Origin of the sequence: Hyphomicrobium sp. (assembly GCF_035572195.1) — a bacterium.
GTDB lineage: Bacteria > Pseudomonadota > Alphaproteobacteria > Rhizobiales > Hyphomicrobiaceae > Hyphomicrobium_B.
Genome location: NZ_DATNBA010000088.1, coordinates 1 through 11,302, shown reverse-complemented (window position 1 = coordinate 11,302; position 11,302 = coordinate 1). Strand labels below are relative to the sequence as shown.

The 11,302-nt window shown below is 61.4% G+C and carries 15 protein-coding genes; 6 read left to right on the top strand and 9 right to left on the bottom strand.

Features of this window, described 5'->3' with window-relative positions; translation table 11 throughout:
• Both VN623_RS07810 and VN623_RS07805 read right to left on the bottom strand, forming a co-directional pair.
• A partial coding sequence (locus VN623_RS07810; RefSeq protein ID WP_325569801.1) for an ABC transporter permease occupies positions 1-1,039 on the bottom strand: 1,039 nt, incomplete at its 3' end.
• A gap of 50 nt (positions 1,040-1,089) precedes the next feature.
• Positions 1,090-1,800, bottom strand: a complete 711-nt coding sequence (locus VN623_RS07805) for an ABC transporter ATP-binding protein (RefSeq protein ID WP_325569799.1) — start codon at positions 1,798-1,800, stop codon at positions 1,090-1,092.
• A gap of 209 nt (positions 1,801-2,009) precedes the next feature.
• Here VN623_RS07805 and VN623_RS07800 point away from each other — a divergent pair, with 209 nt between their 5' ends.
• A complete protein-coding gene (locus VN623_RS07800; RefSeq protein WP_325569797.1) occupies positions 2,010-2,603 on the top strand; it encodes an arylesterase in 594 nt (197 codons plus the stop codon).
• Positions 2,604-2,655: 52 nt separating this feature from the next.
• The gene (thpR, locus tag VN623_RS07795) at positions 2,656-3,228 is read left to right on the top strand and encodes an RNA 2',3'-cyclic phosphodiesterase (protein WP_325569795.1); all 573 of its coding nucleotides are present in this window, start codon (positions 2,656-2,658) and stop codon (positions 3,226-3,228) included.
• A 25-nt stretch (positions 3,229-3,253) separates the two neighbouring features.
• Here thpR and VN623_RS07790 read toward each other — a convergent pair whose 3' ends face one another.
• Positions 3,254-4,234: an NADPH:quinone oxidoreductase family protein gene (locus VN623_RS07790; RefSeq protein WP_325569793.1), complete on the bottom strand. Its 981-nt coding sequence runs from the start codon at positions 4,232-4,234 to the stop codon at positions 3,254-3,256.
• A gap of 55 nt (positions 4,235-4,289) precedes the next feature.
• On the opposite strand from VN623_RS07790, the gene VN623_RS07785 reads away from it, so the two are divergent.
• Positions 4,290-4,796: an RNA methyltransferase gene (locus VN623_RS07785; RefSeq protein WP_325569791.1), complete on the top strand. Its 507-nt coding sequence runs from the start codon at positions 4,290-4,292 to the stop codon at positions 4,794-4,796.
• Positions 4,797-5,309 carry an invasion associated locus B family protein gene (locus tag VN623_RS07780; RefSeq protein WP_325569789.1) on the top strand — a complete coding sequence of 171 codons (513 nt, stop codon included), beginning with the start codon at positions 4,797-4,799 and terminating at the stop codon, positions 5,307-5,309.
• A 3-nt stretch (positions 5,310-5,312) separates the two neighbouring features.
• Here VN623_RS07780 and VN623_RS07775 read toward each other — a convergent pair whose 3' ends face one another.
• The 3 genes from VN623_RS07775 to VN623_RS07765 all read right to left on the bottom strand — a co-directional run bounded on the left by VN623_RS07775 (position 5,313) and on the right by VN623_RS07765 (position 8,078).
• Positions 5,313-5,963, bottom strand: coding sequence for a Smr/MutS family protein (locus tag VN623_RS07775; RefSeq protein ID WP_325569787.1), 651 nt, complete (start codon positions 5,961-5,963; stop codon positions 5,313-5,315).
• Positions 5,960-7,117, bottom strand: coding sequence for a murein transglycosylase A (locus VN623_RS07770; protein WP_325569785.1), 1,158 nt, complete (start codon positions 7,115-7,117; stop codon positions 5,960-5,962). Before VN623_RS07770 ends, VN623_RS07775 begins: the two co-directional genes overlap by 4 nt.
• Before the next feature lie 211 nt (positions 7,118-7,328).
• Positions 7,329-8,078 carry a Tim44/TimA family putative adaptor protein gene (locus VN623_RS07765; RefSeq protein ID WP_325569783.1) on the bottom strand — a complete coding sequence of 250 codons (750 nt, stop codon included), beginning with the start codon at positions 8,076-8,078 and terminating at the stop codon, positions 7,329-7,331.
• 291 nt (positions 8,079-8,369) lie between these two features.
• On the opposite strand from VN623_RS07765, the gene VN623_RS07760 reads away from it, so the two are divergent.
• Both VN623_RS07760 and secB read left to right on the top strand, forming a co-directional pair.
• Positions 8,370-8,903 (top strand): FxsA family protein, encoded by a 534-nt coding sequence (locus tag VN623_RS07760; protein ID WP_325569781.1) that lies wholly within the window; start codon positions 8,370-8,372, stop codon positions 8,901-8,903.
• Positions 8,904-8,996: 93 nt separating this feature from the next.
• On the top strand, positions 8,997-9,503 hold the full coding sequence (secB, locus tag VN623_RS07755; protein ID WP_325569778.1) for a protein-export chaperone SecB: 507 nt from the start codon (positions 8,997-8,999) through the stop codon (positions 9,501-9,503).
• Between the two features lie 13 nt (positions 9,504-9,516).
• Here the strand turns inward: secB and dnaQ are convergent, their stop codons facing one another.
• The 3 genes from dnaQ to VN623_RS07740 all read right to left on the bottom strand — a co-directional run.
• Entirely contained in the window at positions 9,517-10,227 is a 711-nt protein-coding gene (dnaQ, locus tag VN623_RS07750; protein WP_325569805.1) for a DNA polymerase III subunit epsilon, read from the bottom strand.
• 25 nt (positions 10,228-10,252) lie between these two features.
• A complete protein-coding gene (gene coaE, locus VN623_RS07745; protein WP_325569803.1) occupies positions 10,253-10,870 on the bottom strand; it encodes a dephospho-CoA kinase in 618 nt (205 codons plus the stop codon).
• On the bottom strand, positions 10,870-11,302 hold a 433-nt coding region (locus VN623_RS07740), incomplete at its 5' end, for a shikimate dehydrogenase family protein (RefSeq protein ID WP_414653184.1). The genes coaE and VN623_RS07740, both read right to left, overlap by 1 nt.

The following is an 11,302-nucleotide window of genomic DNA, read 5'->3' as shown; positions in this document are numbered from 1 at the left end:
GGAGATCGGTGCGAACAGGCAGAAGATCGCCGTAGAGCTTATCGATCAGCGGCGGCACGGCAACGCCGAACGCCAGACCGATGGCTATCCCTATGGCGCTCATCAGCAGGATCTGAATGAGAAAAATGCCGATGATCTGCGGGCCCGTGGCGCCGACGCTGCGCAGCGTGGCGATGATCTTCACCCGCTTGTCGATGAATGTTGCGACGGCGTTTGCGATGCCGACGCCACCAACGAGCAGGGAAGCTAGTCCGATGAGAATGAGGAATTGCCTCAGCCGCTCGAGCGAGCGCGTGATCTGCGGCGAGGGGTCGTAGTGGTCGGCGCTCGTGAATCCGGCGGCGGGCATCTTTTGCGCATACGTCTTGCGGAGGGCCGTCAGACCTTCGCGATCTTTCGGCACACCGTCGCGCAACTTGATCGCGTAGCGCCAACGGATTAACGAACCGGGCTGGACCAGCGCCGTCCGGTCAAGCGTCGCCAACGATACGAAAATACGCGGACCATACGTCAGGCGATCGGCAACCGCGTCGGGCTCGACTTTGAGGGCACCGCGCACAGGAAGCACCGCTTCGCCGATGCGCAGACTGTCGCCGACCTTCAGACCGAGCCGTTCGAGAAGCATCGCGTCCGCGACAACGCCGTTGCCGGCAATCGCATCGGCAAAAGCGGTGCCGCCTTCGACGGTCGCTTCACCCGTCAACGGATAGGCGGCATCGACGGCCTTCAATTCCACCAGGGCCTGATCGGCCCCGTCGAGCCGGCGCGCCATCGTGCGCATCGTCGCCGTTTCGCTGACGCGCCCGAGCTCGCGGAATAGGTCCTGTTCCGCAGGCGTGGCGCGCACGTGCGCCCGCGCGAAAGTCACATCGCCGCCGAGAATGGTTTCGCCCTGGCTTGCAAGGCCGGCGCGCAATGCGTCGGCGAGCGCGCCAACAGCGGCGATCACCATGACGCCCAGCGCCAGGCACGCAATAAAGATACGGAAGCCCTTGAGACCGCCGCGCAGCTCGCGCATGCCGAGCCTCAAAATCGTCATCAGCGACGCGCGCGATGTTTGGTGGGCATCATATGGCTCTGCCGCAAGCGTCACGACGACACCACACGGGCTGGCATTTTTGTGTCTTCGTCGGCGACGATCGAACCGTCCGACATGCGAATGACGCGGTCGGTTCTCGCGGCTAGCCGGTCGTCATGTGTGACGATCACGAGCGTCGCATTGCGACGCTGACGTAAGCCAAACAGCAGCTCGATGATCTGATGGCCCGTCCGGCCATCGAGATTTCCAGTCGGCTCGTCGGCAAAGATGATGCGCGGCTCACGGGAGAGCGCCCGCGCAATGGCGACACGCTGCTGCTCGCCGCCTGAAAGCTCTGCCGGAAAATGATCGACGCGCGCCGCGAGACCGACTTCTGCGAGCAAGGCGCGCGCCGTATCGAAGGCCTTGCTGTCGCCCGCCAGCTCCATCGGTAGCGCCACGTTCTCGAGCGCCGTCATCGTAGGGACGAGGTGAAACGACTGGAAGACTATGCCCATCTGGGCACCGCGCAGCACCGCGAGTGCGTCTTCAGAAAGATTTCCCAGCGCTTGGCCAGCGACGGCAATCCGGCCGCTCGTCGCCCGTTCGAGTCCCGCCATGACCATCAGCAAAGACGTTTTTCCGGACCCCGACGGTCCGACGATTGCGGCCGACTGACCGGGCGGAATAGCGAGCGAGAGGCCGCGCAGGATATGCACCGGGCCGGCTCTGCTCGTCAGCGTCAGATGCACATCGTCGAGTTCTATGATGGGTTCACTCAAGCTTTGATGCCTTGCTTCGTTGCGTCGTAATGAATTTCCCGCCGTGGGACTTGTGCCGCCGTTTTTGACGTTCTACGTCAGCAACAGCACATGATGTGCGTGATAGGTAGGGCCGAAAGATGAACGCAGGCGCTGCGCTCAATGCGGTCGGGATTTTCGTCACCCTCGGTTTCTCAATTCTTGTCGCGGCATCTGCACCGGGACCGTCAATGGCGGACGATACCAAGCCGATTACCCTCGTGGCTTTCGGCGATAGCCTGACCGCCGGCTACGGCGTCAAAACCAACGACTCCTTCGCAGCGCAGCTTCAGATGGCTCTTCAGGCGAAGGGGCACAAGGTCGAAATCGTCAATGCCGGCGTTTCCGGCGACACGACAGCGGGGGGCCTCGAACGGCTCGACTGGTCGCTTCAGCCCAAGCCCGACGGCGTCATTCTCGAGCTTGGCGCCAATGACGCGCTGCGTGGCATCGATCCTAAAGAGACGCGCGCCAACCTCGACAAGATGCTCGCCATCTTAAAGTCAAAGGACGTCGATGTCCTCTTAGCCGGAATGAAGTCGCCCAGTAACTGGGGGCCGGAGTATGCAAACCAGTTCGACGCGATCTATCCCGATCTTGCCGCTAAATATCATACGGCTCTCTATCCGTTTTTTCTCGACGGCGTTGCACTCGATCGCGCTTTCGTACAATCCGATGGTCTGCATCCGACCGCGAAAGGTGTTGCGGAAATCGTCAAGCGGATGACGCCCGATGTCGAGGCTTTTTTGCAGCACATCCGGCAACACGAGACAGCCGGCAAATAATTGCGCGGCGGCGATGCCGTGCTCTGGCGAGCGTTAAAGCGAGGACATGCCGATGCCCAGACTGTTCACCGCCATCGAAGTCCCGAACGAAATTCGCGACGAGCTTTACCGCCTGCGCATTCCTTTGCCCGGCGCAAGGTGGATGAAGCCCGAGAGCTACCACATCACGCTGCGGTTCGCGGGCGACATCGGCAACGTCGAAGCGCGCGAGTTTGTGGCCAATCTTTCGATGATAGAGCCGGACGGATTCGAATTGCGGCTTTCGGGGCTCGGAGTGTTCGGCGGCGACGATCCGCATGCCATATGGGCCGGTGTTGAGTCGACGCCGCAGCTCGAAGACTTGGCGCGGGCCCATGAGAAGGCGGCTCGCAATGCCGGTTTGGCGCCCGAAACGCGGGCCTTCAGGCCGCACGTGACGCTAGCGCGCCTCAAGCATTCCAATGCGGAAGCCGTGGCGCGCTTTCTGACGCGCTCCAGCGGCTATCGTTCCGAACGCTTTTTCGTCACGCGTACGTTGCTGATGTCATCGCGACCGGGCACCGGCGGCGGTCCGTACGGGATCGAAGACCGCTTTCCGATGCGCGGCATGGCGTTCCTCAGCGAGGACGGCGACGCGACGTGGTGATGCCTGAATTCGACGTCACGTCAATTCAGGACGCTATCGTCACCACGACCTTGCCCGTCGCCTCGCGCCGTTCCAGAACGCTCAGTGCTTCGCCAATCTGGTCCAAAGGATACGTGCCGTGGATGCGCGGCTTGAGGCGTCCGGCTGCGACCCAATCGAGAACTTGCAGCATGTTGGCACGATGCCGTTCCGGCGCGCGCCGAACCGCTTCGCCCCAGAAGACTCCGGCCATTTCGGCGCCCCTGAGCAACAGAAGGTTGAGCGGAATTTTCGGAATCTCGCCCGCCGCAAAGCCGACGACGAGAAAGCGCCCCTGCCACGCGAGCGCCCGAACCAGCGGCTCCGAGGCCGCGCCGCCGATGCAGTCGTAGACGACGTCGGCGCCGTTGCCGTCGGTCAGCGCGCGAACGGCGGCCTTGAGATCGGTGCCTGGAAATTCGATTGTTTCGTCGGCACCGGCAGCTTTTGCAAAGGCGCATTTTTCCGGCGATGACGCGACAGCAATGACGCGCGCGCCCATCAGCTTGGCGACTTCGATGGCCGCTTGTCCGGCGCCCCCGGCCGCTCCCGTTACGACAACGGTTTCACCGGATTTCAGCCGACCGCGATCTGAAAGCCCGTGCATGGCCGTGCCGTAGGTCACCGAAAGACCTGCCGCCACGGTCATCGGAACGGCGTCCGGTATCGGAATAAGCGCACCGGCGTCGACAGCGATTTTCTGGCGCGCGCCGCCCCAATTGACGTAGGCCATGATGCGTTGGCCGGGCGCTAGTCCCGGGTGTTCAACTGAGAGAGACTCAATAACGCCAGCGATTTCGGCGCCAGGAGAGAACGGCAGGTCAGGCTTCCACTGATATTTGCCACTCGTGATCAGTGTATCTGCGAAATTCAAGCCGACGGCCTCAACGCGCACGATGGCTTGTCCCGACCCAGCGCTGGGCTCCGGCACCGTCTCGACGACGAGGCTCTTCGCCCCATCAAGGCTCTTGCAAAGAGCTGCCTTCATATGAGACGTCCCCTGTCGCTGCACGTCCGTCCCTGACAGTCACGAGCCGGAGACAATGTCAAGAAAAGCGACCACCTGGCCGCCGAATCCGAAAGGCTATTTCGCCATCGGAGCCGAGCGGATGTCAAAGTCGCTGAACCTCGGCAACCTCATGCGGTCGGCGCACGCATTCGGCGCCAGTTTCACCTTTACGGTCGGTGCCACGTACAAGGCCGTCGAGGCGCACGCCGATACGTCGAAAAGCCAATTGCATGTACCGCACTATAACTGGGCGAGCCTCGACGAAATGGCGTTGCCGGGCGGCTGCAAACTCGTCGGCATCGAGCTCCTCGATACGGCGATCGACCTGCCGAGCTTCCGCCATCCGCTGAGAGCTGCTTATGTGCTCGGGCCCGAGCTCGGGTCTTTATCGGAGCCGTTGCTCGAGCGATGCGATTACGTCGTCAAGATCCCGACGAGCTTTTGCGTCAATGTTGCGATGGCCGGTGCGATTGTGATGTATGACCGCATGAAATCTCTGGCACGGTTCGCTGATCGCCCGATCGGCGAAGGGGGACCTTGAATGCAGTCTCGGCGGTGCATCATCGCTGCTCTTTGTCTGATCTGGCTCAATTCGGCGACCGCGATCGGCGCCGATGCCGTGACGCGCGTCGACACCTACGGCGACTGGTCGCTGCTGGCCGATGCGAACGCGCCGCACCTCTTCTGCTTCGTGACGAGCGAGCCGAAAACAAGCGAGCCGCACGATGCGCCGCGCGATGCGCCTAGGGCTTATATCTCTGCTTGGCCGAAGGACGGAATCAGAGGCGAGATCAGCTTCCGCATGGGAATCGGGATCAAAAAGAACACGGCCGGCACCGCCACCATAAGGCGCAACGAATACAATCTTTTTGCAGCCGAAGACCGCGTCTTTGTGAAGGACCCGACGCAGGAACTGAAGTTGCTGGATGCCATGCGCAAAGGTAATTCGCTAACAATCGCGATAGCCTCGGAGGACGGCACGACCGTCACCGATACCTATTCTCTCAGCGGCCTCGGCGCGGCACTGCAGAAACTTCAGAACGCGTGCTTCTGATTTTTATGCGCGATCCTTCGAGCGCAGGTGGACGTAAAGCGCACCTTCCCCGCCATGCCGAATGGCCGCCGTCGTGTAACTGACGACGATGCTGCGCACGTCCGGCTCTTCGAGCCAGCGGGGAACGTTGCGCTTCAAGACGCCGCGATCTCGTTCGCGATCGGGCGAAACACGCTCGTTTTCGCTGGCCGGTTTGCCTTTGCCGGTGATCACCAGCACGAAGCGCAGGCCGCGGCTATGACATCGTCCGAGAAAAGCTCGCAGCTCGGCGTGCGCCTCATCCTGTCGCATGCCATGCAGATCGACGCGGGCTTCGATCTCGGCGCGTCCGCCGCGGATTTTGCGGATGCTTTTGCGATCGAAAGTCGCGAGCTCGGGCGGCGCACTAGGGGCGGTTTTTGGGCGCGGTGCGGGGGCAAATTGTGGGGAGCCTGGGTTGCCCGCCGGTGACGCCTTTGAAGCCGAGCGCGCTTCTGACTTACCTTGAGACTTTGGTGCCGGGATCGGCGTTTCCGGCATCGCGTCCGTAGATGCTTGATGAACTCGGGGCTTGCCGCGTTTCAGTGGTTCGATCGTCGCCGCGGCCTGCCACCAAATCTCATCATCCTCGTTTGCCGGCTCTTTACGGCCGCCTTTCCCCTGAGGCCTTTTCACGGTGCGCTCGCGGTCGCGCGTTCGAGTGCTGCTGAATCCGGCAGCAGCACGAAGAAATGCCCTTGCTGCTTCGTGGTGCCAGCAAGGCGGCCCGCTTCGTCGCCGGAGCCGAAATAAATATCGCCGCGCTCGGGACCCATGATCGCGGAACCGACGTCCTGCGCGATCATCAAGCGCCGGAAGGCGCCGGACTTCGTTGCGTGGGTGATATCGGGAGCGTCGACATAGATCGGCGTGCCAAGCGCGTGAAACGCCGTGTCGACGGCGAGGCTGCGGCCCGGCTGCAATGGAACCCCGATTGCGCCCATCGGCGCCTCAGCCTCTTCTCCGGAAAGTTCTCGAAAGAAGACGTAGGATTGGTTCTTCCACATCACCGTTTTTGCCCGCTCGCGATTGGCGCTCAGCCATCGCTTCAATGCCTGCAACGACATCGCTGCGGGCTCGATTTGTCCGTTGTCGATCAGGACCCGGCCGATGGAGGTGTAGGGATAGCCGTTTTTGCCGTCGTAGGCGATCCGCACTTTTTCGCCGTTCGGCAGTTCGACGCGGCCCGAGCCCTGGACCTGCATGAAAAAGACGTCGACCGGATCCTTGAAATACATCAGCTCGAGGCCCTGTCCGACGAGGCCGCCCTGCTCGATTTCGGCGCGCGTCAGGTAGGGCACGAGCCCGTGCTCGGTCTTGCGCATGTGGGTGAACGACGCCGACTTGGCGCCCCGCTCGCTTTCCGCAACGACGTTCACGAGGTCGGCCGGACGACGGTAGATTGGGACCTGAAACGTTTTATTTGGAGTGCGAGAGCCTTTGATCGCCGGCTCGTAATATCCGGTCAAAAGCCCTTCGGTTTGCGTGCCCGAAACCCGGTGCGGCCTGAAGTATGTCTCGAAGAATCGCCGCGCGCCCTTGCGGGTTTGAGCGCTGCCGGATTTCGCCGTCGCCAGCGCTAGGCTGCAGGCGTCGAGCAGGCCCTGCTGCCGCGATCCGCGTTTGACGGGCTTGGTCTGGCGTTGGGCGGCCTTCAGCACCGGGCCGCATGACGCAAGGAACGCCTTCCAGGCCGCCAAATGGTCATCGTCGCCCCAGCCAGGAAGGTCGCCAAACGCGACGGGATCGAGTGTGATCGCCTTCGGTTGCTTGTTGCTGGCAGAATTCATCGAACGGGCATCAGCGGCTAGGGTTGCTGCCGGAAGCGAAATTATAACCAGCGTCAACAGCATTGACCTGGCAAAAGGGCGGCAGGCTCGTGGCCGGTTTAGGTACGTATGGGTTACCGCACTGGTCACAAGGCGCCCCCGGTGCCTGACCTGCCGCAAACTCAGACCGTGACAAGGCCCTCAACCAGATCGCCGAAGTTGCGATTGTGTCCTAGTTCGGCGCCTGTGTCGCGACCAATTTCCAGTTTGGATTGGCGCGCGCCTTGGCCGTCGAGACGTCGCGGCTGAAGGTCCAAATATCGGTGACGCTCTTGATCGTCTGCGTGTCGCCAGACACGACCTCGCCCGCCTTGTCCTTGACCGCAGATATCAACTCGGAAATGAAGCGCACGGTCAGGAAAGCGACACCGTTTTTCAGCTCGGCCTCGACAAGATCAGCCTTTTTTATACCAACGAACTGCTGCTCGACGGTCTCTTCCCGGACTTCGCGTTCGCCGATCGCGGCGACGAAGCCATCGTAGACTTCTCGGCTGAGCAGATCCTTCAGGGCCCGCCGGTTGCCTTCGGCAAACGCCGACACGATCATTTCGTAGGCGCGGCCGGCACCGGTCAAGAAAGATTCAGGATCGAGACTGGTGTCCAAATTCGCAATTTCGAGCAGGCCGTTCGTTATCGACGGATCGACGACGGAAAAGGCCTTGATACGCGCCTCCGCATTGTTCGCCGGAGCTTCAACGGCCGGTACAGGTTGCAGGGGATCGCGATCGCGACGTGGCATGGTGATGACGTCGGCCGACGCCGTTTCGGCGGCCGCACGCTGCCCCGCCTCGCGCTTTTTAAGGCGCTCGACGCGTTGCTCGTCCTCATCCGACCGGTGGCCGAGCACGCTTCTGAGCTTCAGGATTGCGGCTACCGCAACGATCAGCGCAATCAGCGTGATCAAATCAAATTGACCGTACATTCCTTAGGCTTGTGCCTCCAATGGAGATGGTCGCGAAATAAAAGCGCGTCGAATTGCCCGCTATCGTAGCATCGTATCTAGGGCAGCGGACGCCGTATTTGAAGGCTAACATTCTACCAGTTATACGCCATGCGGTCTTACGGCACCAAGGCATAGGCCCGATATTCGGTTAGCCGCATCCTACCGGCGTGGTGCTGTGGATACCGTTGAACACTTAATTTACGCGTGGCGCGGCTGGTGGCTGGCATCATTCATCCGCGCTAAGGTGCCGCAAGACTTCGGCGAGAGTTCATGTCTCAACCTTTCAAAATCGCAGCCTTCGTGGTTTTCGCCGCCTTCCCGTTGTTGGAAATCGGGCTGCTGATCCGCGTCGGCGAGCTTATCGGCATCTGGCGCCTCGCGGCGATCATCATCGGCACGGCCGTGCTCGGAACGTATGTGATCCGCCGGGTGGGCCTTTCCGTGTTCGAGAGAGCCTTATCGCGGCTCGGCTCCGAGCGGGAGGGCTTTTCGCCGCTGTTCGACGGCTTCCTGCAAGTCGTGGCCGGCTTGCTTCTGATCTTCCCCGGCGTGATTTCCGACGTCATCGGTCTCGTGCTCCTCGTTCCGCAGGTGCGACGGGCGTTAATCCGGACCGGCCTTCTGAAGCTCGTCACGTTATTCAGCTATCAGGCGGAAGTCGGCCGCACGGGACTGGGCGATACCGAAACCGCCGTTCATGACGACGCCGAGGGTATCGTGATAGAAGGCGAGTACGAGCGGCTGAGCGAAAAGCCGCTGACACCGGGAAAAGCCGTCCAGGCGCGACGCTCCCGGTATCGCTAGCCGCTACAAGGCCACGAAGCCGCATCGTTGCGCCCCTCTGGGCAACGTGCTAGCGAGCCGCAAACACGCGACCGGTCAATGACGAGGATTGAAATGGCTGAACAGGGAAGCGCAGGAAATGGGTCAACCGGCCCTTCAGGCGCGGACGACCAGGTCCCGATCCAGGCCAAGATCCTCAGTCAATACATCAAGGATCTGTCGTTCGAGAACCCCAACGTCCGCAAACTCATCGCCAACCCCGGCGATCAACCCAATCTCAAGGTCGAGGTCAACGTCGGGGCGGAGCGCATCGACAGCGATCTCTTCGAGACGTGGATCGACTTCAAGGCAACGGCTACGAACAATCTAGGTACGATCTACGTTCTCGAGACGGTTTACGCCGGGCTGTTGAAGATCGAGAGCATTCCGGAGCCGGCGCTCGAGCCGTTTCTGCTGATTTCCGGCCCGACGATGATTTTTCCGTTTCTACGGCGGCTGGTTTCCGACGTAACGCGGGAAGGCGGATTTCCGCCGCTGCTGCTCGACCCGATCGACTTCGGCGCCCTTTATGCCCGCCGCCAGCAGCAACGAACTCAAGTTTCAGGCAAGGCGAGCGCCTGACCCGACGAGCCAATCACGGCGAAGCTGGTCCCCAAAATCGCAGCCATATCGCCTTTTCCGCGAGCTTATCGATAAAGCTGCGGTGGGCCGCGACATCGGTTTCAGTCACACGTGACGGCAACGGCTCGGCGCGCGGTTGCGCCAGACTTCGTGTTCCGCTGCGGCGCTGGGCGCCTTCGTTGCCGCCGAGATTTTGCAACCCGAACGTTGCCTGCCGTTCGCCAAGCAGCTCGACGTAAACTTCCGCGAGCAGCAGACTATCGACCAAGGCGCCGTGCTTAGTTCGCTGCGAGCTGTCTATTCCGTAGCGCTTGCAGAGCGCATCGAGCGAATTCGGTCCGGCCGGGTGGCGGCGGCGAGCAATGGCGAGCGTATCGACGACCCGGTCGAAGCTCAGGGCTTTCTCGCCGACCAGTCCAAGCTCGTGATTCAGAAACATGATGTCGAACTGGGCGTTGTGAATGACGAGCGTGTCGTCGCCGATAAACGCCAGAAAATCGCGCACGACATCGCGAAACAGCGGTTTGCCGACAAGAAACTCGGTCGAAATGCCGTGAATGCTTTGGGCCTCAGCCGGAACGTCGCGCTCAGGATTGATAAAGCGATGAAATTCGCGGCCCGTCGGAATGCGGTTGAAGATCTCGATGCAACCGACTTCGATCAGCCGGTCGCCCTTCTTCGGATCGAGGCCCGTCGTTTCCGTGTCGAGAACGATCTCGCGCATCATGAGCCTTTCCCCCGGCTATCAATCAGCCACGCCAAAAACGCTCGTAAGCGTCGCCGCGGATCGCTTGCAGTTTAGTGATGATCGTATCGATTTGGCTGTTGCAGTTTTCGACGGTGCCGGCGGTGTCCACAACGAAATCGGCGCGCGCGCGCTTTTCCGCCTCAGGAATTTGCCGCGCCACGACTGTTTCGAATTTGGCCTCCGTCATTCCGGGCCGTTGAAGGACGCGTCGGCGCTGGATGTCGCCCGGGGCGCTAACGACGATCCGGACATCGACGGTACGATAGCCGCCGGCCTCGAACAGCAACGGCACTTCGAGCACGGCCACGGAGGCGCCACGTGCGTGCTCGGCCTGAAGAAAGCGGCGTTCGCCCTCTCGAATTCTCGGATGCACGATCGATTCGAGACGTTTGAAGCCTTGAGGCTCGGCGACCAGACGCGCCGAGAGTTTGGCTCGATCGACTTTGCCATCCGTCAGCGAGTCGGGAAATGCGCGTTCGATGTCCGGAGCCAGCGGCCCCGCATAGAGCCGGTGAACTTCGGCATCGGCGTCGAACACTTCGATGCCATGCTCGCGGAACCGCGATGCGGCCGTTGATTTGCCCATACCGATCGAACCGGTCAATCCGACTACCAGCATCACGAGCCGCTAATATCCTTGGCGATGAGGTCATAGAGTTGCGGCGTCACTTCCGGCCTGACGCCGAACCATTTTTCAAAGCCCGGCACGGCCTGATGCAAAAGCATGCCCAGGCCGTCGACGGCGACGAGGCCGTGAGCCTCAGCCGATTTCAGGAATTCGGTTGCGAGCGGCACATAGACGAGGTCGGCGGCAACGGCACCTTTGCGAGCACGGGAGAAATCAATTTCGGGACTACCGGCTTCATTCATTCCGAGTGTCGTTGTGTTGACGATAACGGCCGCTTCCGGGGCGTGCTCTTGCCGCTCTGCCCACGGCCATGCGCTAACGCGACCGCCGAAGTGTTTTGCCAACAGCTCGCTCCGTTCGAGCGAACGATTGAAGACGCGGATATCTTCTCTGCCATCTTCGAGGAAGCCGTGGACGACGGCG